At 33.9% G+C, this 19,887-nt stretch carries 21 protein-coding genes and 1 other annotated feature; all 21 genes read right to left on the minus strand.

What is annotated here, in order from left to right:
* Positions 1 to 241: 241 nt before the first annotated feature.
* Positions 242 to 467 (minus strand) — a binding site (T-box leader).
* 64 nt (positions 468 to 531) lie between these two features.
* Positions 532 to 1,032 (minus strand): DivIVA domain-containing protein, encoded by a 501-nt coding sequence (locus CDZ92_RS07960; protein WP_096154710.1) that lies wholly within the window; start codon positions 1,030 to 1,032, stop codon positions 532 to 534.
* A gap of 82 nt (positions 1,033 to 1,114) precedes the next feature.
* Positions 1,115 to 1,888, minus strand: coding sequence for a YlmH family RNA-binding protein (locus tag CDZ92_RS07965; protein ID WP_096154711.1), 774 nt, complete (start codon positions 1,886 to 1,888; stop codon positions 1,115 to 1,117).
* 2 nt (positions 1,889 to 1,890) lie between these two features.
* Complete coding sequence (locus CDZ92_RS07970) at positions 1,891 to 2,163, minus strand: YggT family protein (RefSeq protein ID WP_096154712.1); 273 nt, start codon at positions 2,161 to 2,163, stop codon at positions 1,891 to 1,893.
* Between the two features lie 5 nt (positions 2,164 to 2,168).
* Positions 2,169 to 2,636 (minus strand): cell division protein SepF, encoded by a 468-nt coding sequence (locus tag CDZ92_RS07975; protein WP_096154713.1) that lies wholly within the window; start codon positions 2,634 to 2,636, stop codon positions 2,169 to 2,171.
* Between the two features lie 22 nt (positions 2,637 to 2,658).
* Complete coding sequence (locus CDZ92_RS07980; RefSeq protein ID WP_096154714.1) at positions 2,659 to 3,333, minus strand: YggS family pyridoxal phosphate-dependent enzyme; 675 nt, start codon at positions 3,331 to 3,333, stop codon at positions 2,659 to 2,661.
* A gap of 23 nt (positions 3,334 to 3,356) precedes the next feature.
* Positions 3,357 to 4,172 (minus strand): peptidoglycan editing factor PgeF, encoded by an 816-nt coding sequence (pgeF, locus tag CDZ92_RS07985; RefSeq protein WP_096154715.1) that lies wholly within the window; start codon positions 4,170 to 4,172, stop codon positions 3,357 to 3,359.
* Between the two features lie 114 nt (positions 4,173 to 4,286).
* Entirely contained in the window at positions 4,287 to 4,550 is a 264-nt protein-coding gene (locus CDZ92_RS07990; RefSeq protein ID WP_096154716.1) for a YlmC/YmxH family sporulation protein, read from the minus strand.
* A 311-nt stretch (positions 4,551 to 4,861) separates the two neighbouring features.
* The gene (gene sigG, locus CDZ92_RS07995) at positions 4,862 to 5,641 is read right to left on the minus strand and encodes an RNA polymerase sporulation sigma factor SigG (RefSeq protein WP_096154717.1); all 780 of its coding nucleotides are present in this window, start codon (positions 5,639 to 5,641) and stop codon (positions 4,862 to 4,864) included.
* 144 nt (positions 5,642 to 5,785) lie between these two features.
* Positions 5,786 to 6,505, minus strand: a complete 720-nt coding sequence (gene sigE / locus CDZ92_RS08000; protein WP_096154718.1) for an RNA polymerase sporulation sigma factor SigE — start codon at positions 6,503 to 6,505, stop codon at positions 5,786 to 5,788.
* Positions 6,506 to 6,569: 64 nt separating this feature from the next.
* A complete protein-coding gene (spoIIGA, locus tag CDZ92_RS08005; protein WP_096154719.1) occupies positions 6,570 to 7,499 on the minus strand; it encodes a sigma-E processing peptidase SpoIIGA in 930 nt (309 codons plus the stop codon).
* A 529-nt stretch (positions 7,500 to 8,028) separates the two neighbouring features.
* Positions 8,029 to 9,174: a cell division protein FtsZ gene (gene ftsZ / locus CDZ92_RS08010; protein WP_096154720.1), complete on the minus strand. Its 1,146-nt coding sequence runs from the start codon at positions 9,172 to 9,174 to the stop codon at positions 8,029 to 8,031.
* Positions 9,175 to 9,218: 44 nt separating this feature from the next.
* Positions 9,219 to 10,505, minus strand: a complete 1,287-nt coding sequence (ftsA, locus tag CDZ92_RS08015) for a cell division protein FtsA (RefSeq protein WP_096154721.1) — start codon at positions 10,503 to 10,505, stop codon at positions 9,219 to 9,221.
* A gap of 125 nt (positions 10,506 to 10,630) precedes the next feature.
* The gene (locus tag CDZ92_RS08020; RefSeq protein WP_096154722.1) at positions 10,631 to 10,981 is read right to left on the minus strand and encodes a small basic family protein; all 351 of its coding nucleotides are present in this window, start codon (positions 10,979 to 10,981) and stop codon (positions 10,631 to 10,633) included.
* A 1-nt stretch (position 10,982) separates the two neighbouring features.
* The gene (locus CDZ92_RS08025) at positions 10,983 to 11,699 is read right to left on the minus strand and encodes a DUF881 domain-containing protein (RefSeq protein WP_176483735.1); all 717 of its coding nucleotides are present in this window, start codon (positions 11,697 to 11,699) and stop codon (positions 10,983 to 10,985) included.
* Between the two features lie 11 nt (positions 11,700 to 11,710).
* Positions 11,711 to 12,403: a DUF881 domain-containing protein gene (locus CDZ92_RS08030; RefSeq protein ID WP_096154723.1), complete on the minus strand. Its 693-nt coding sequence runs from the start codon at positions 12,401 to 12,403 to the stop codon at positions 11,711 to 11,713.
* Positions 12,387 to 13,190, minus strand: a complete 804-nt coding sequence (locus CDZ92_RS08035; RefSeq protein WP_096154724.1) for a cell division protein FtsQ/DivIB — start codon at positions 13,188 to 13,190, stop codon at positions 12,387 to 12,389. The genes CDZ92_RS08030 and CDZ92_RS08035 overlap by 17 nt, the downstream gene beginning before the upstream one ends.
* 124 nt (positions 13,191 to 13,314) lie before the next feature.
* Positions 13,315 to 14,223 (minus strand): UDP-N-acetylmuramate dehydrogenase, encoded by a 909-nt coding sequence (gene murB / locus CDZ92_RS08040; RefSeq protein ID WP_096154725.1) that lies wholly within the window; start codon positions 14,221 to 14,223, stop codon positions 13,315 to 13,317.
* 360 nt (positions 14,224 to 14,583) lie between these two features.
* Positions 14,584 to 15,684, minus strand: a complete 1,101-nt coding sequence (spoVE, locus tag CDZ92_RS08045) for a stage V sporulation protein E (RefSeq protein ID WP_096154726.1) — start codon at positions 15,682 to 15,684, stop codon at positions 14,584 to 14,586.
* A gap of 143 nt (positions 15,685 to 15,827) precedes the next feature.
* Positions 15,828 to 17,180: a UDP-N-acetylmuramoyl-L-alanine--D-glutamate ligase gene (gene murD, locus CDZ92_RS08050; RefSeq protein WP_096154727.1), complete on the minus strand. Its 1,353-nt coding sequence runs from the start codon at positions 17,178 to 17,180 to the stop codon at positions 15,828 to 15,830.
* A 1-nt stretch (position 17,181) separates the two neighbouring features.
* Complete coding sequence (gene mraY, locus CDZ92_RS08055; protein WP_096154728.1) at positions 17,182 to 18,156, minus strand: phospho-N-acetylmuramoyl-pentapeptide-transferase; 975 nt, start codon at positions 18,154 to 18,156, stop codon at positions 17,182 to 17,184.
* A 157-nt stretch (positions 18,157 to 18,313) separates the two neighbouring features.
* Positions 18,314 to 19,786 (minus strand): UDP-N-acetylmuramoyl-L-alanyl-D-glutamate--2,6-diaminopimelate ligase, encoded by a 1,473-nt coding sequence (locus CDZ92_RS08060; RefSeq protein WP_096154729.1) that lies wholly within the window; start codon positions 19,784 to 19,786, stop codon positions 18,314 to 18,316.
* Positions 19,787 to 19,887: the final 101 nt, after the last annotated feature.

The raw sequence follows: 19,887 nt of genomic DNA on the forward strand, positions 1-19,887 counted from the left end.
GGAAGGTTATTTTCACTATCGTGAAAAAACCTACTCCTCGGCGCTTACGCCTGCGGGGTCTCCCTTGACACACACTCCCGCAGGCGTCTCGCAACTCGTGCTAACAACAACTTAGGTTAGGTTAGTATTTAGAATGCTAAACTAATTATACTTCATGGTGCATTATGTGCATTCCCAAGAAAAATAAAATAATTAATCTTGTATCAAGATAAAAATAAATAAAAAGAGTTCTCTCATCCCTAAAAGGGACGAGAGAACTCCCGTGGTACCACCCTAGTTTGGTAAAGGTTAAAAAATCTTTACCCACTTAGTATTCGTAACGTGAATAAACCGGCGAAGCTTACTGTTATTTCAGCTTGGCACTCTAGGGTGATATTCATTTCCACTTGTTTTGTCGAGCTTTCACCACCCTCGACTCGCTTAAATAAACAATATGTAGAAATTACTGTCCCTATCAACGTTTTAATATAATATTAAAGTTAAACAGTTATTGTGTACGTATTATACAAAAAACAAGAAAAGATATCAAGGTTATACTCGATTTTCTTCCGTTTTTTCTTCTTTGTTTTCATACTCCATTAAATGCTCCCAATCGTCACTGCTAATCATATCTAATTGAGCTTCAATTAACATTTTAAAACGATTGCGGAAAACTTTTGACGTTTTTTTCAACTCTTCAATTTCAACTTGTATTTTTCTTGATTTGATTAATGATTCATTTATAATGCGGTCTGCATTCTTCTCTGCTTCTTTAATGATAAGTTTTGCTTCTTTTTGAGCATTCCTTTTCACATCTTCAGCTGTTTCTTGTGCAACTAAAATAGATTTATTAAGCGTTTGCTCTATTGAACTAAAATGAGAAAGGCGTTCGTTAAGGTCTTTTGATTTTTCCTCTAATTCTTTCTTCTCACGGATGACCATTTCGTAATCTTTGATTACTTGATCTAGAAATTCATTCACTTCGTCTTCGTCGTATCCGCGAAATCCTTTACTAAATTCTTTATTGTGAATATCAAGTGGTGTTAACGGCATCTAGGCCACCTCCAATAAGATCTCATTACTGATGTTATAAGTATTTTCGACAAAAAAATTATAAATCCTGCTTATTTTGCGATTATTTTTGTTTTCCTACAATAATTCGATATTTATCTTTTTTAGTTTTACCATCTACAGAAACAAGCTTACTACGACCAAATCCTCTAACAGATATAACATCTCCTTCTTCACAATCAAAAGATGTTTGGTCGATTAACTTCCAATTCACTTTTACTTTTTGACCTTCGATAAGTATTTGAGCCTTTTGACGAGAGATATTATATACGGATGCGATGATCGTATCAATTCGCAAAGAAGAAGCAGTTGTACTAGCCTCTTCCCATTTCTCCACATCCAGCTTTACTTGCTTAGTAGGAATATCTTTAAGGGTAACAGTTGCTTTACCTACTTCATTTAACTCCATTTTTACAAAGTCAGCTATTTCAGTGGATACAACAATAAAAACATCTTTTCCAGCTATGGAAATATCACCATATTTACTTCTTTTCAAACCAATGTTCATTAATGCTCCTAAAACATGTCTATGGTCAATCTTTACAAATTTTTGAGCATATTGAATTTCAAATGCTTTCAGTTGAAAATCTTCTTCGTTTGGAACAATATAATGTGGAAAAATAAAAGCTCTCTTTCTTTCAGCATTAGGATGCCCGCCGTTTAAAATAAATTGCACTTCGCCGTTTTGACCAATGATGGATGATAATATTTCTTGTTCTCTTGGATCTAAGAAATCTGTAAGTTTAGAAGTATATACACGTTGTACATATTCTTTCCAACTAACTATCTTATCAATAAATTCATGTTCCTCTTTCCTGAAATGCTGATATATGGACATTTTTAAGGATAAAGGCCTAGGATTCTAAATAAATAAAGTAAACCATCTGATGCAAAACGTAAAGCCAAAATTGCAACAATAGGCGAGATATCAATCATACCAAGTGGCGGTATGATTTTTCGAAACATATCTAAATAAGGCTCGCAAACTTTTCCTATCATACGCCCAATAGAAGATTCCCTTGCATTAGGAAACCATGACATTAAAACATATATTACTAACAATATGGTATATATTCCAACTAGTTGTAGGATTAAATTCAATATAAATACCAAGTTAACTACCACCTTTTACTACTATTATAGTCTTCTTCATGTTGCATAAATTCAGAGATAGATCCAGCAATATCAACATTATCTGGAGTACAAATAATAATATCTTTTCCAATTGGTTCAAGACGGCCATCTATTGCGTATACCGTTCCTCCTAAATAATCGACAATCTTTCTTGCCTCACTAGGTTGAATACGTTGTAAATTTACAATAACCGCTCTTCTGCTCTTCAAATGGTCTGCTACTTCTTGTGCTTCAGAATAACTTCTTGGTTCCATTAATATTAGTTTGGCAGACTTTTGGACACTCTGTAAACTTACAACATTTTGTGTATTCTTTGTTGGTTGAGTTTGATGAAAGGAGGAACGAGTTTTCTTAGGTTCTTGAACAACTTCTTCTTCAAAAGTCTCTTGTTCTTTATATTCGTATTCATCCTCTAATGCAAATAAGCTCTTTATTTTAGTTCTAATACTCATTTTTCTTCTACCCTCCTAATTATTATTCGTTACCTACAAGTGCAGAACCAATTCTAATAAACGTAGCGCCTTCTTCAACTGCAATTATATAGTCATTTGACATTCCCATTGATAGTTCCTTACATGGTGCATGTTCTAGATGTAAAGATTGTACTTTTTGCTGTAGATTCCTAAGTTCCCTAAAACAATCCCGCACTATTTCTTCATTATCCGTAAAAGGAGCCATAGTCATTAGCCCAACTACTTTAATCTTTTTAAACTGTTCGAGTTGTTTAATAAAAGGCAATACTTCACTACGTTGAATTCCATGCTTACTTTTTTCTTCAGAAGTGTTCACTTGGATAAAGCAATTAATTACCTTGTTGGCACGCTTTTCAATTTCTTCGGCTAGGCTAACTCTATCTAATGAATGTAAGTAATCTATCTTATCTACAACATTCTTCACTTTTCTTGATTGTAACGTACCGATATAGTGCCAGGAAACAGTGTCTTTCAGCTCGTCCCATTTTTGGAGAAACCCTTCGTCTCTGTTTTCACCTAAATGTTGTACTCCAGCATCCACTGCTTCTTTTGCCCTTTGAATAGAGACATACTTAGTAACAGCAATGATGTGAATTTCTTCAGCATTACGACTAATGCTTATGGATGCTCTTTTAATATTCTCTTTAATATGAGCAAAGTTCTGTTTTACCGACAAGACATAAGCCTCCTACTTTACCGTTATTTCATTCCAATAAAACTTATCATTCTTCCTGATTTTCCTTTATCTCTCCTATGAGAAAAGAAAAGGTCACTATTTTCACTCGTACAAAAGTTAGATACTAAAATATTTTCTACTTTTACTCCAACTTTTAGAAGTAAAAGTTTGTTTAATAACTTTAGATCCAATGAATATTGCCCTTCACTAATTTCTTTATAAACTAGATGTTTTTCTTCTTTATGTATTAATGGGGTAACTGCATTGATTACTTTATCATCAACAATATAGTGTTCAGAAGAAATAGACGGACCTATAGCAACTTTCACTTCTTTAGGGTCTATTTCTTCCTCACGCACTAACTTATTAATCATTTCTGGACCAATTAGTTTCACAGTGCCTTGCCATCCAGCGTGTGCTAATCCAACCATATTTTCTGTCCAGAAATAGAGTGGAACACAGTCAGCAAAACATAACGTTAATAAAATGTCTTTCTCTTTTGTATAGATGCCATCCGTTTTTTGAATAGAAGTTTCTTCATCCATTACACCAGCACCTGCATGTTTCTTTTCTACCTTCATGATCTTATTGTCATGAACTTGATTACATCCTACCCATTTGTTAGTAGATAAAGATAAAAGGTTTGCTAAGTACTTTTTATTTTGCTGTACACTCAGTTCATCATCGTTTACGTGTAAACCTAAATTCAAGGAAGAAAAATTGCCGTGACTAACCCCACCATTTTTAGTTGTAAACCCTACAGTTAAATTAGGCTGTTGGTTTTGCCATTCTGAGATTGTGAGAAAGCTCTCATTTATTAATTGAAATGGTTCAGTCACTTTTACACCTACTTTTCATGCTTCATATTACTTCATATTGTACCATATTTTTTCTATTTATTAGAGTTTTAATGATAATTTCGACATCAAAATTCATGTTTTTATCTTCAATTATTACATTTCTTCAAAATTTGTTTCTATTTTTGATTGATACCTTACTAGAATAACATCGGACCCAATCTTTACAATATTTCTCCAAGGAATGACAACCTCTTCATCTTTACCGAAGAAGCCTAACATTTTTCCTCCACCTGTAATTATTATTGCTTCGATTTTTCCCGTTGCTAAATTTATATCTATATCCCCTATGTTACCTAATTTTCTTCCTTCCGAAACACTAACAACATCTTTTAATTGAAAGTCTGATATTTTTACCATAACGATTACCTCCTATTCTCACCCTAATAATTCATTATATGACGAGGATAGGAATGTTCATGAAAGAAAACATAGAATTATTTAAAACTATGTATTTTTAAAACATGAAAAACACCTTTCGGACGCTTGTCCGAAAGGTGTTTTTATTTTTTAGTGCGGATTCAATTCCATAAACACGGTTCGTTTAATGAAAACGAACATTTTTGTTAACAATAATAATATGTTCTTTTTATTTTGTATTACAATTAGGAAATTTAATTTAATTATTCGTTTTCGTATTGTATTCTTACAATTTGAAACTTACTCAGCGATTAACTTTGAATATTTTTGTTCATTTGCTTTATTGCTGCTTTTTCTAAACGCGACACTTGAGCTTGGGAGATTCCAATTTCTTCAGCAACTTCCATTTGTGTTTTTCCTTGGAAAAATCGTTTTCTCAATATAAGCTTCTCTCTGTCATTTAATCTTCTCATACCTTCTTTTAGTGCTAGTTCTTCTATCCATTGAATATCTTTGTTTTTCTCATCACTTAACTGGTCCATTACAAAAATAGGGTCTCCACCATCATTGTAAATTGGCTCAAATAAAGATACTGGATCTTGAATAGCATCTAATGCAAAAACAATTTCTTCATGTGGTACCTCTAGTACTTTTGCTATTTCCTCCGCTGTAGGCTCTTTCGATGTTTCGCTCATTAGTCGCTCTCTTACTTGCAAAGCTTTGTAAGCAATATCACGAAGAGACCTTGAAACCCGAATAGGATTATTATCTCTTAAATAGCGTCTAATCTCACCAATAATCATAGGGACAGCATATGTTGAAAAACGCACATTTTGCCCTAAATCAAAGTTATCAATGGACTTCATTAAACCTATACAACCTACTTGGAATAGATCATCTACAAACTCTCCGCGATTATTAAAACGTTGAATAACACTTAAAACAAGCCGTAAGTTTCCATTTACAAGCTTCTCTCTCGCTGATATTTCACCGCCTTGCATTTCACGAAAAAGTTTTCGCATTTCTTCATTTTTTAACACAGGAAGTTTAGATGTGTCTACTCCGCAAATTTCAACTTTATTACGTGTCATTCTTTCCCCTCCTAACAGGAGTTGCTGCTTCAGAGTTAAGTATCTCCTTCAGAGGGAAATTTATGCACTTCGAAAATTCGGAACATTTTTACATATTTTGTAAACCTTTATATACTAACGTTTTTAGTTAAAAAAATATTTTTTCTATACCATTTTATTAAATTCTTTTCTAAGTCGTTTTATTATCCTTTTTTCTAAACGTGAAATATATGATTGTGATATACCAAGCATATCCGCCACATCTTTTTGCGTTTTTTCTTCTCCTCCAATTAAGCCAAAACGTAATTCCATGATTTGTTTTTCACGGTCGTTTAATTGGTCTAGAGCTTTAAGTAATAGTTTACGATCAACGTTTGCTTCTAAATCTTTTGTAATTATATCTTCCTCTGTACCTAAAACATCGGATAACAATAATTCATTTCCATCCCAATCGATATTAAGCGGTTCATCAAACGAAACTTCTGAACGGATTTTATTATTTCTTCTTAAATACATTAGAATTTCATTTTCAATACATCTTGAGGCATATGTTGCTAGTTTAATTTTCTTTTCAGGGTTAAACGTATTTACTGCTTTAATAAGACCAATTGTTCCGATACTGATTAAATCTTCTATATTAATTCCTGTATTTTCAAATTTTCTTGCGATATATACTACAAGACGTAAGTTGCGTTCTATTAAGATAGATCTCGCAGCTTGATCACCATTTGGAAGTTTTACAAGTAAGTGCGCTTCTTCTTCTTTTGATAATGGTGGAGGTAAAGCTTCACTACCTCCTATATAAAAAACTTCGTCTGTTTTTAGCTTTAGTTTTATTAATAATTTGTACCACAAATATGTAAATTTAATTTTAAGATTTTTCAAGTCACTTTTCCTCCTTTTTATTCTGTAATAAATCATAATAGAATATATATAAATTGTAGTTACTTCAAGAAGCCGACTTCACTTGGCCATCAGTAATCATTTTCGGATGGATAATACTGTAGTACTCTCCTTCCGATGATAACTCCGTATCAGTTAAACCAATCAAAAACTTGTTACACTCAAAATGGTCATTACCATGAACAATAATTGCTTTATCTGCTTTTATCGCTAGCATTAATGTAGTTTCTTTACCTACTGCTCGATAAGGTACTATTCTTATCCTTTGAGCCCAAGTATTTTCATCTGAAAAAGTTGGCCATCCTTGTGTACTCTGTATTTGTTTTTGTGCAAGTAAAACTTCCTCAGGTATTTTTTGGACAAAAGCACTAGTTTGCAAAATCATAACTGGTGTTTTCGTAATAGGGTCTTGCAATTGATTTCCACTATCTATTAACCCTCTCGTTGTAATTTCAACATCACCTATATGAATTGTAATGTCTGCTAATTGTTCATATTTAAATTTTCTATCTTGCAGACTAGCAAACTGCTTTTTAGATAAATAAAGAATACATGGAAAGCCAATGATAACAAAAATCCATGATATCGGGTCACCAAATCCTGAAGTTGCTTGAAATAATGATTCTCTGATGAAGGAATTATCTACTTGCAAGAAAAAATGCATTGCAATTATTCCGCCACCTACTCCGAAAGTAATCATATAAAAAACGAGAATGTTTTCTATGAAAGTACGAAGACGGAAAAATCCGAAACTAACATAAACCATCGCAACAGAAAATAATAATTTTACTATCGTATGAGTTACAAACTTTTCTAACGGAGTAAACATTAAAACGACAATTAATGATCCGATGAATGCACCCGTCCACCTTCTCCAAGTCGCACTTTTTCTTTTTAATACAAGTCCAGTAATCGTTAATAGTAAAAAATCAAATACTAAGTTCAGTATCCAAATAACATCTAAGTATAATGTCAACAAATTCCCTCATTTACATAGTATAGTTAATTTTGAATAGTCTTATTTTTTCTATTTGAAACTAGTATATAGTACATCTTATTAGGAAGTCTGTCAGTTTCTGACGTTAGTAGAAAACATTTTTTGGAGATTTTATACGGATTTTGTCAACCTTAGGAAAAATACTAATTCTATTCTTTTTTATACATAAAAAAAGGATGATTCAACTAAGTAGTTGAATCATCCTTTTTGGCTTTTAATAATTTTGGCTGTGTTAAAGTTCGCTGTTGATTTCCGTGCAAGGCTTCGCTTTCAGCGGGCGGTAAAAAGGAAGGTTATTTTCACTGTCGTGAAAAAACCTACTCCTCAGCGCAAGCGCCTGTGGAGTCTCCCGCTCCCCGCTTTTCCCGCAGGACAAGGAAGGCTCCGGAGCGGTACATCCTTCGTAAGAAAATGCGGATGCATTTTCGAAGAGTCTCAGCCTTGCACAAAAATCAACAGGTATTAGTATTTAATTATCAACACTAAGCTTTAACATATCTATATTTTATTACCTTCTGCGGTTTCTATTACGTAAGAATGCAGGGATATCAAGTGTATCTTCTGTTTGGTATTGAGTTTGACTTTGTTGAGGAGGACGTGTTTCTTGAACAGGCTCTTCTCTTGGAACTTCACGTTTTTGAACAGGTTGCTTCTGGGCCCCAAATACTGGTCGAGCAACATGCTTTGCATTATTTAATTCTTTTTCACTAAATCCAGTTGCAATAACTGTTACAACGATTTCTTCTTTTAAGTTATCATTAATAACAGAACCAAAAATCATATTTACTTCTTGGTCGGATGCTGACGCAACGATATCTGCAGCTTCTTGAACTTCGTAAAGACTTAAGTTTGTTCCTCCTGTAATGTTCATAAGAACACCTTGAGCTCCATCAATAGAGGTTTCAAGTAGTGGGGATGAAACTGCCTTCTTAGCTGCTTCAGCTGCTCTATTTTCACCAGTAGCAACACCGATTCCCATTAATGCAGAACCTTTATTCGACATAATTGTTTTAACATCTGCAAAATCTAGGTTGATTAATCCAGGTGTTGCAATTAAGTCAGATATACCTTGTACACCTTGTCTTAAAACGTTATCCGCTTCACGGAATGCTTCTAGCATTGGTGTGTTTTTATCTACGATTTCTAGAAGTCTGTCATTAGGAATAACAATTAGCGTATCCACGCCTTCTTTCATCGCTTGAATTCCACCAGCTGCTTGTCCAGAACGCTTTTTTCCTTCAAATGAAAATGGTCGCGTAACAACACCAACTGTTAAAGCACCTAAGTCACGAGCAATTTGTGCAATAACCGGAGCGGCACCAGTACCAGTACCTCCACCCATTCCAGCAGTGACGAAAACCATATCTGCCCCTTTTAACACTTCTTCTAATTGCTCTTTACTTTCTTCTGCTGCTTTTTTACCTACTTCAGGGTTAGCACCTGCACCTAATCCTCTTGTCAATTTTCCACCGATTTGCATTTTCACTTCTGCTTTTGATAAGTTAAGCGCTTGTGCGTCCGTATTAACAGCAATAAATTCTACACCTTGTACACCATGCTCTATCATTCGGTTTACAGCGTTATTTCCGCCTCCACCTACACCGATTACTTTTATGGTAGCTAATTGATCGATACTTGTATCAAACTCCAACATGATTGATCCTCCTAATTTTCCAAAAGTTGTGGCAAGTTTTTTGTTTATTCAAAGAAGAGGCCAAAGAATTTCTTTACTTTTGAACCTGCTTTTTGTTGTTCACCTTTTGTTTGTTGTTGCATTTGGCTTTGTTTCTTTTTTTGAGGTGCTCTCGCTTCCACTTGTTCAGTAGGAGGGATTGCTTCAATTTTTCTGCCCTGCAATTTTGCATTTTTATATGCAAACTGAATTAAGCCAACAGCCGTTGTATATTGTGGTTCACGGACCCCAATATAATCAGGGACAGCTTTTCTCACATTGTTCTTCAAGATAACTTGAGCTAGTTCTAAAACTCCTGGCATTGTAGCAACACCACCAGTTAGAACGAATCCACCTGGCAACTCTCTAACTCCTAATCTTCTCAACTCTTCTTGTACAATATCAAAAATCTCTTCCATTCTAGCTTCTATAATATCAGAGATTTCTAGTTGGTTAAACTGTTGATGTTGATCGCTTCCGATAATAGGGACGCTAAAAACTTCTTCTTCAGATGCAAGGTCATAATAGGCATGCCCATGTTTTAACTTTATCTTTTCAGCATCTTCCGTAGAAGTGCGGAGGCCAATAGATAAGTCTTTAGTGATGTGATCTCCACCAATTGGAATAACTGTTGTAGAAGTCAGGTTTCCATTTTCAAACACAGCTAAAGTAGTCGAGCCTCCACCTATATCGATTATCGAAACACCTAAGTTTTTTTCATCCTTCGATAAAGCAATGGTACCAAGGGCTAAAGGTTGTAAACATATGTCCGTTATTTCAAGCCCGGCTCTCTCCACACATCTTAATAAATTATGTAACACTGTTTTGGAGCCTGTGATAAGTGTTCCTTCCATTTCAAGTCGAACACCAATCATTCCTCTTGGGTCATTAATTTCATCTAAATCATCCACTATAAATTGTTTTGGTATACAATCAATAATTTCTCTTTCAGGTGGTACAGAAAAAACTTGTGCGGCTTCAATAACTCGTGAAACATCTTCATTACTAATTTCTCGATTTTCACTTGATACTGCTACAACACCGTGACAACGTTGTAGCTGAACATGATTACCAGTTACTCCGACAACCACTCTTTTTACAGGCATACCTATCATTCTTTCTGCCTGTTCTACAGCTTTTTTAATGGAATGAACTGTCTCATCTATATCTACTATAGAACCTTTTCTAATACCAGTTGATTTAACATTACCGACTCCAATTATGTTTAGTGAGTCATTTAACATTTCTGAAATGATCACTTTCACACTAGATGTACCGATGTCCAAACTTACGTAAATAGCATTGCTGTTCATTCTGTGGCACCTCCTTCAAACGACTAAAAAAAATTCTATGGAACAACAACTCAAACTAAAAAAATATTATACTAGAATGTATTCAACACCTATTAATAATTCCCTTTATAAATTTTACTTAATTCTCAATTTTCTTTTGATAAATTCCATTTAGATATAATTATACGCCTAATAACAGCGATATTTTGGAACAACCTTACTCCAAATGCAAAAACTGCTGCTAAATATAAGTCTACACCAAGATGTACACCAAGAAAAGCTAAACTTGCTGCTAAAATAATATTAAAGAAAAAACCTGATACAAATACTTTTTCATCATAGTTATTTTGCAGATGAGCTCTAATACCACCAAACAAAGTGTCCAGAGCAGCAAGCACTGCAATAGATAAATAATTAGAATATTCATCTGGTATTTTTATCTCAGAGGAAAGTCCTAAAACAACACCAACAACTAACGCTAGGAGTGGGAGCCACATACTAATTCCCCTCCGTTTCTAATTTTACTGTTTCTAAGTTTTTCAATCTTATTTGCTCTTCATAAGCCGGAACTGAAACGTAATTAATTGGGGTGGATATTTCTAAGAGAAAATTCTCGATAGCAAATTCGTCCATTGCTCTTGAAACTTGTAACCTATTGTATAACCTTGACGGGTCTTCCGTTACAACTACAATATCGAATGGAGGACTTGGTAACCATGTATTATTAATTTTAGTCCGACCATTCACTTCTCTAAGTACAGTCGAATTAACAATTCTTTGGCCAGCAATCGAAATTTCTTCCACATCGTATGAGTTTAATTCGTTAATAAACCTTCTTAAAAGCTCAGCAGAAACATTATCATCAATAAACCCATATGTTTCATCATCAAAAAGTAGATTTATCGTCATTTTAATTCCTGGACCCCCTAGAATGGTTAATCCAGCTTCTTTTTTTAACTCTTCTAGCGTTTTTCGTAAGATTGTCTCTTTACTCTGACTTTTCTCTTCTTCATATAAACGAATTTGTTCTTCATATTTTCTAATCTCTGTAATAATTTGCGATTGAATTTCTTGTTCCTTTTTCAAGTCACTCCGTAATTGCCAAGTATCACGAGTATCTCTTACGACTGGCTCTTTTACAGATTGAAATTGTACAGCTATCATAAAACCAATAATAATCGTTATAATGGAAAAGCTAAATTTTTGACTTGCCAATAAAATACACCTTACCCTTTTCGCATAACTGGATCTAAAACAATTTCATCTTTTTTCGAGATTTTGACGTTAATATTATCATATAAAAGTTGGTCTTTTACTCCTCCAACTATATTTAAAGCTGGTATAAGAACATCTGGGTCTCCAATTGCACTAATAACAAAAGGAGCAGGATATTGATTTCCATCAATCGTTATCACCGGACCGTTACATACAATATATGAGTTTTTCGTTACTCTTTGTCCATTTATACTTACTGCATCCGCTCCAGAAATTAGCAGTTCGTTTAACACTCTAAAAACATGACTTTCATGAACAATATAATTATTAATATTTTCTTCAGACGGAACATAGGACGCATCAGCAAGAGCAACTTCTACTCCTGGCCCTTTTACTTTCACTTTGCCTGTAAACATCCTTAATTTTTCAACATCCTCAACTAAGTTGAATAGCACTTGTTCCCCTGTGGCAATTTCTTCTTCAAAACGTCTAAGCTTGTCTTGTTTTTCAAACAGTTCTTGCTGAAGTTGCCTATTTCTTTCCTCTGTTTGTAATAATGTATTTCTAATATTATTATCTCTTTGCCATTGTCTATCGGATATGTTTTTTTCTTCAGCTTTTGTTAGCTGGTAAGAAAATGAGACCATAAAACCGAGCACTAAACAGACAAAAGATAGTACAACATGTTTACCCTTCACTTTCATCGTCTAGTTCAACTCCATCTTCTTCATCTTCAGATCCAATTGTTTCATAAGGCTTAAAAAATGCTCCAACTTCCAAATTTATGACACCTTTTTGCGATGGATCAAGCTGTGATACTATCGACGGGTAAGATTTTAATTTATTTGAGAAATCACGTATGTTCGCTCTTACTTCAAATCCATCATTCATGTACAACGTAAGCAAATGGTTGTTGTTTTCTACAGGCGTATGATGAATTTCCGAAATTGCGTAAATAACGGATTCAGGTAACTTTAATAATTCATCTATAAAAGAAACTAATAATTCATGTTTTTTCCAATAAAACATAATAGGTGCATCATGCGGTATGGTACTATCAGGTTGCGGGATTAATATTTTTCCATTATCGAGTACTGGTCGATAATCTCCATCATCAAATATGTAAGCGATTCTTAAATGTTCCTCAACAATAATCTCCACGGTGTTAGGTAATTTCTTCTTTAATATCACACCTTTAATCTCAGGGTGACTCTTTATCGCAACACTAACTTCCTTTTCATTAACTCTCCAATAGCTTGTACTATTATCAATCGTACTAAGCTCTATTACTTCTTCTTCCGACACACGTTCATTTCCAATAACCTGAATAGCAGATACTTTACTCAATGGAGACTGAAAATAAATAATAAAAATAATAAGGATAAAGAAAAAAGATAAATAAATAATAAGTCGGCGGTTAGCTTTTTGTTTTCTTTGTTCTTTTAACTTCGGAATTCTGTCTTCTAATGTAACCACTTTATTTTTCGTCATTTATTACTATTCACCCTTTAATGTTATAAATGGAAGAAACGGCACATAAAAAATTTATGCCGTTTTCAACAAATAAATTCAGTTAATTATAACATATAAGTAGTGAAAAATGTGATTTTATAACCTATTTTCTTCCTATTATTTCTACTTCCGTTTCCATCGTGATATCATATTTTTCTTTAATTGTATCTTTAACATGTTGTATTAAATCTAATACATCTTGTGCTTTTGCATTATTAGCATTCACGATAAAGTTTCCATGCATTTCTGAAATTTTCGCTCCACCTACAGAGAAACCTTTCAAACCTGATTCTTCTATTAATTGACCTGCATAGTTAGGTAGTGGATTTCTAAATATACTCCCTGCACAAGGGTGACTCCACGGTTGTGTGTCTCTACGATAATCTTTATTTTTTTGAAGTTGAGCGACTACTTTTTCTCTCTCACCTTGTGATAATTGAAAAATCGCTTCCAAAACAATTCCTGGTCTTTCTTTTTGTAAAATAGAAGTTCTGTAAGAAAATTGGAAGTCATCTTTTGATAACCATTCCATTTTCCCATCTTCGAATAAGACTCTCGCCTTTATTAACACATTTGAAATGTCTGATCCATGTGCACCGGCATTCATAAAAACTGCACCACCGACAGATCCAGGGATTCCTCCTGCAAATTCTAAACCGGAAAGACCTTGTTTACTAATTAACGTTACTAACTTAATTAATGAAAAGCCTCCTCCTACTGTTAACTTTTCACCATCAAGTTCCATATGGTCTAGTCCTGCTCCTAACTTAATAACTATTCCTTCTATTCCTTTATCAGAAACTAATAAGTTAGAACCCCTACCAATAACCGTCCATTTTAAATTATATTTGTTTATTATGTTCATTAGTTCTTGTAACTTATCCATACTTGTCGGTTCTACTAATAAGTCTGCTGGACCACCAATTTTCATCGTTGTATGATTAGCTAGCGGTTCGTTTTGAAGTACTTTCCCTACTTCACTGTCTAATAATTCCTTTGCGATTTTATCCATATTTACCTCCCAAAACAAAACTATATTTACACGATATTGTTTTTTATTAATATTATATGCGAAACAATGTTTATATGGTGATTCGCCTATTCAATTATGTAATTATAATCTTAAAAATAGTACCCTATTTCATTATTTTTGAAACACATTTGTTTAAAAAGTTGCTTCTATATTTATTGGTAAACTACTCCTTTACTTATAGTATATGTAACTTAATAATTACGCAATATCCACACTGAAATTGTAATAAGATGTACATGTATTTGTTATCTTAAAAAAATAATATCCCACAAAAAATACCAGCAACACTTAACAGTGAAGAACACTCTTCATTGTTAAGTTGCTGGTATTGTTATTAAATCAATATCTTGAATACCTACTCACATTTAATAATACACCTACTGCCACCAACATTAGTGTCAACGATGAACCACCGTAACTTAAAAACGGTAACGTTATTCCTGTAACAGGCATTAATCCTGTAACAACTCCGATATTAATAAAAACTTGAATCGCTATCATAGATATTATTCCAATTGCCAAAAAGCTACCATATAAATCTGGAGCTCCTAGAGCAATTCGAACTCCTCTCCAAAGTAAAAGTGCAAAGAGTAATACTACGAACGAACCTCCTATAAAACCAAGTTCTTCTGAAAGGATAGCGAAAATAAAATCTGTTTGAGGTTCTGGCAAGTAAAAGAATTTCTGTCTGCTTTGTCCTAGCCCTAATCCAAATAATCCTCCTGGCCCAATTGCATATAGAGACTGTATAATTTGAAATCCACTTCCAAGTGGGTCTTCCCATGGGTCTAAAAAGGAAGTGATTCTCTTGATTCGATATGGAGCAGATAAAACTAGCGCAACAAAACCACCTAAGCCAAGTAATCCTAAACCAACAAAATGACTAATCCTCGCTCCAGCAACAAAAATCATAACAATACAAGTTCCTACCATAACCGTACCTGTTCCTAAATCAGGTTGTAACATAATCATTCCAAAAGCTAAAAAAACTAACGATAAGCTAGGAAGTAATCCCTTTTTAAACGAAGTAATTTTTTTCTGATTTTCACTCAAGTATTTAGCTAAGAAAAAGATCATTGCTATTTTCATAAATTCAGAAGGCTGAATAGAAAAAGCACCTACACCTATCCAACTACGAGAACCATTTCTCCATATACCAATTCCAGGTATAAGCACCAATACTAATAGTACAAAACAAACGATAATGATTACCTTTGCCCAAGTACGCCATGTCCAATAATCAACATTCATAATAAAAAACATCGCAATTACTCCAATGACAGCAAAGAGCAACTGCCTTTTGGCAAAGAAAAACGTATCATTAAACTTATAGTCCGCCCAGACTGCACTAGCACTATATACCATTATTAGTCCTACTGCTAATAGAGTCAATGTTGTGAATATTAATATAATATCGGGAGTAGAGCGCTTTGTTGACAATTCGAAACACCTCTGCACTAAAATTAAGGCAAGGTTTACATTTGAGAAGTAATCTCTTCAGGAAAAAAGAGACTATGTTCTACTGTTTGACTACAATTAGACAAAACTGGTTGAACATAGCCTCCTTATCCGTGGCCAAGCCCTTATTTAAGCATATGCACGGCGTTTATAAAAATGTCTCCACGTTGTTCAAATGTTTTATATTGATCCCAACTAGCACATGCTGGTGAAAGCAAGATGACATCACCACTTTCCGACATTTCATAAGCAGCCGTAACGGCTTTTTCAACATTATCGACACGTATCACGCTATTTATTCCTGCTTCTTTCGCCGTTTGTTCTAACTTACCTGCCGTCTGACCAAAAACTACCATGGATTTTACTCTTCCTAGTGAAGGAATAAGTTCATGAAATTCATTTCCGCGGTCAAGACCACCTGCCAAAAGTATAACATTTTGATCAAATGCATTAATCGCTGCTTCTGTAGATAATATATTGGTAGCTTTCGAATCATTATAAAATCTTCTTCCGTTGATCGTATCTACAAATTGTAATCTATGCTTAACTCCTGTAAATGTTGTAAGTATATTTACGATTGCTTTGTTTTCAACATGAAACAGTTTGCACGCAGCAATGGATGCCAAAATATTTTCTAAGTTATGTTTACCTGGTAAAACTATATCATTTATATCGATAATTTTTTCACCTTTGAACCATACTGCACTGTCTTCAATATATGTTCCATCTTCAACTTTTCGCTTCGTTGAAAAAGGAACTTTTGTAGCATTTGAATCTTCTATCATCGAGATTACAATAGGATCATCTGCATTATAGACGCAATATTCACTAGTCGTTTGATTTTTCAACAACATAGCTTTTGCATTTACATATTCTTCTTTTGTACCATGGTAATCTAAGTGTGCTTCAAAAATATTTAATAGGACTGATACTTTCGGTTTAAATGTGTTAATCCCCATTAATTGAAAGGAAGATAGTTCTGTTACCATCACATTATCTTTCACTGCCCGTTGAGCTACTTCTACCGCAACTTCACCGATATTCCCTGCAATTAAAGGCTTTTTATCATCATTTTGTAGCATGTTAAAAATCAATGTTGTTGTTGTAGTTTTTCCATTCGATCCTGTAATTCCTATAAACGGAGCTTCAGAGATTTCATAAGCTAACTCCACTTCTGTTAATACAGGAATGCCACGCTTCTTTGCTTCCTCTACGATTAGATTGGAATATGGAATACCAGGGTTTTTAAACACATAATCAATGTTGTTGTCAAAAAGACTAAGCGGATGTTCACCACAAACAACCTTCATTCCTAACTCGCTTAACTGTTGAGCATATTCATTTTCTTCAAAAGGCTTCATATCATTTACAATTACTTTCGCTTTTAATTCATGTAAAAGTTTTGCCGTTGAAGTACCACTTTTAGCTAAACCTAGAACTAGAATATTTTTATTTTCATATTTTTTTATAGATTTCAACTTACATCCACACCTCTAAATAAATTCCTAGAATAGCAAACAATAAACCTACTGACCAGAATGTTACTACAACTCTCCATTCAGACCAACCGACTAATTCATAATGGTGATGCAATGGACTCATCTTGAATACTCTTCTTCCAGTACTTTTAAAAGATATAACTTGAATTATAACTGAGAGTGTTTCGATAACAAAAACACCACCAATTATAATCAATAATATTTCTAACTTTAATAAAATCGCGACTGTTGCAATGGCACCACCAAGAGCAAGTGACCCAGTATCGCCCATAAACACTTTTGCAGGATGAGCATTAAAAACTAAGAAGCCCAATAATGCACCTGCAACTGCAACAGAAAACAATGAAACTTCATATTGAGATTGACTCCATGCAATAACTGCAAAAGCTCCAAAAGCAATCGCACCTGTTCCAGAAACCAATCCATCTAAACCATCTGTTAAGTTAACTGCATTTGAAAATCCTACCAACCAAAAAATAATAAGGAATATGTAGAAAAATCCAAAATCAAAACTAAAGTCTGTTCCTGGAATAGAAACAACTGTCGAAAAATCAGATTGTTTAAACACAAAATAAAATATTACTGCGATCAATATTTGACCTACTAATTTTTGTTTTGAAGTTAACCCAAGATTTCGTTTTAATACTACTTTTATAAAATCATCTAGGAAACCTAATAATCCATATCCAATTAATACAAATAATAATAAATATGTTTCAACGGAAGGTTCTGTAAATTTACCCGTCATCACAAGTGTTGTAATAGCAACGGAAAGAAGAATCATAATTCCTCCCATTGTTGGTGTACCGGTTTTCTTTTGGTGTGACTTAGGGCCTTCCTCTCGAATGCTTTGACCGAATTTCAATCTTCGCAGGAAGGGAATGAATAATGGTGATAATAATACTGTAATTAAAAAAGACATAACGATGGTGAATAATATAACTTGCTCTAGCATCGTTATTCCCTCCTCCCTATAAGCTAGTAAAGTACGTCATATTAGACGATTTTAGATAAATATAAATACATAAAATTAACTTATACTTTTAAAATTATTTCAATACTAATCGAAAAAGAAGTTACAGTTAGAATAAATCTGTTAGAGTTGCTTGAAATTACTTATTAAGCAACATTTTTATCGCATTTCTAGCTACTTCTCGATCATCGAATGGTAAAGTTTCTTTACCTATTTGTTGATATGTTTCGTGACCTTTTCCCGCAATAATAATTACGTCACCAGTCTTTGCTTTACTTACTGCATATTCAATTGCTTCTTTCCTCTCTTTTATAACGGAATACTGTTCCCCTTCTACTCCCTTTTCCATATCAGAAAAAATTTGTTCTGGATCTTCCGTGCGTGGGTTGTCAGATGTAAAAATAGGTATGTCTGAATATTTTACCGCCGCTTGTGCCATCAAAGGTCTTTTCGTACGGTCCCTGTCTCCCCCACAACCAATTAAACAAAACAACTTACCTTCCACTAGTTGCTTAGAAGTAGTTAGTACATTTTCTAAACTATCAGGAGTATGTGCATAATCAACAATAACGGAAAAATCTTGTCCTTCATTCACTAATTCATACCTACCAGATACACCAGCAATTTCTCCCATTGCTTCTAAAATAGTATCCATTGGAATATTAGAAACATGACAAGCTGCGATGCATGCCAATACATTGTAAACACTAAATTTACCAACTAACTTAATTCGAACAATTTCCTTATTACCGTTATAGTGTAGTTCAAATGTAGTACCCTTTGGGGACATTTGTATATTTTTCGCTTGATAGTCACTTTCCTTATCTATTCCGTATGTGACAACTTGCCCTGCTGTTAATTTCTTATAAAGGGAACTCGCATTGTCATCTTCGTTTAAGACTGCAAATTTAGGTTTTGATAAATTGTATGAGTTGCCAAGACTAGAAAATAACGTTCCTTTGACAAATTTATATTCTTCCATGGAACTGTGATAATCTAAATGGTCTTGTGTCAAGTTAGTGAAAACCGCCACATCAAAATCACACCCTCTTACTCTACCTAAGTCTAGAGCGTGTGAAGATACTTCCATCACAACTGCTTTTACATTTTCTTCTAACATCTTTTTAAACATTTGTTGCAATACAATAATTTCAGGAGTTGTATTGGAAGTTGGATATGTTTTACCGTTAATTTTCATATTTATTGTTCCAATCATCCCTGTATTAACTTCGTGTTTATAGAATACTGACTCAATAAGATGTGTTGTAGTCGTTTTTCCATTAGTACCTGTAACACCAATTAAATGAAGTTGTTGAGAAGGCTGCTGATAGAATACATCTGCTAAAATCGCCATTGCCCTTTTTGTGTCTTTAACCAGTACAACTGGTACTTCTACATCTAGTTCCTTCTCTGAGAGAATAGCCACTGCACCGTTTTTAATCGCTTGAATTACAAAATCATGTCCATCCACCGTATAACCTTTAATACATATAAATAAGCATCCTTGGCTGACTTTTCTAGAATCCATTTCTATTGATGTAATACTAGGATTATCGTTTATGTTTGAGATACTAACATTATGTATATGTTTAGTTAATTCATGTAAGTTCATCTTACTTCTCCTTCCTCGCTGAAAAACATATTATGCCATATGTATAACACACTATCTATCTCTTCACACCTTCTCTAATAATACCAAAATTACTTCTAATT

Source organism: Bacillus sp. FJAT-45066 (assembly GCF_002335755.1).
Taxonomy (GTDB): Bacteria; Bacillota; Bacilli; order Bacillales; family Bacillaceae_I; genus Bacillus_CD; species Bacillus_CD alkalisoli.

Coding starts and splice junctions, on each gene's coding strand:
- CDZ92_RS08020 (WP_096154722.1), bottom strand. CDS start 10,981: ATGTGGCTCCCACTCCTAGCGTTAGTTGTTGGTGTTGTTTTAGGACTT.
- mraY (WP_096154728.1), bottom strand. CDS start 18,156: ATGCTAGAGCAAGTTATATTATTCACCATCGTTATGTCTTTTTTAATT.
- CDZ92_RS07965 (WP_096154711.1), bottom strand. CDS start 1,888: ATGTCCATATATCAGCATTTCAGGAAAGAGGAACATGAATTTATTGAT.
- murB (WP_096154725.1), bottom strand. CDS start 14,223: ATGGATAAAATCGCAAAGGAATTATTAGACAGTGAAGTAGGGAAAGTA.
- ftsA (WP_096154721.1), bottom strand. CDS start 10,505: ATGAACAGCAATGCTATTTACGTAAGTTTGGACATCGGTACATCTAGT.
- CDZ92_RS07975 (WP_096154713.1), bottom strand. CDS start 2,636: ATGAGTATTAGAACTAAAATAAAGAGCTTATTTGCATTAGAGGATGAA.
- ftsZ (WP_096154720.1), bottom strand. CDS start 9,174: ATGTTGGAGTTTGATACAAGTATCGATCAATTAGCTACCATAAAAGTA.
- CDZ92_RS07990 (WP_096154716.1), bottom strand. CDS start 4,550: ATGGTAAAAATATCAGACTTTCAATTAAAAGATGTTGTTAGTGTTTCG.
- CDZ92_RS08035 (WP_096154724.1), bottom strand. CDS start 13,190: ATGACGAAAAATAAAGTGGTTACATTAGAAGACAGAATTCCGAAGTTA.
- sigG (WP_096154717.1), bottom strand. CDS start 5,641: ATGACACGTAATAAAGTTGAAATTTGCGGAGTAGACACATCTAAACTT.
- CDZ92_RS08030 (WP_096154723.1), bottom strand. CDS start 12,403: ATGAAAGTGAAGGGTAAACATGTTGTACTATCTTTTGTCTGTTTAGTG.
- CDZ92_RS08060 (WP_096154729.1), bottom strand. CDS start 19,786: ATGAACTTACATGAATTAACTAAACATATACATAATGTTAGTATCTCA.
- CDZ92_RS07960 (WP_096154710.1), bottom strand. CDS start 1,032: ATGCCGTTAACACCACTTGATATTCACAATAAAGAATTTAGTAAAGGA.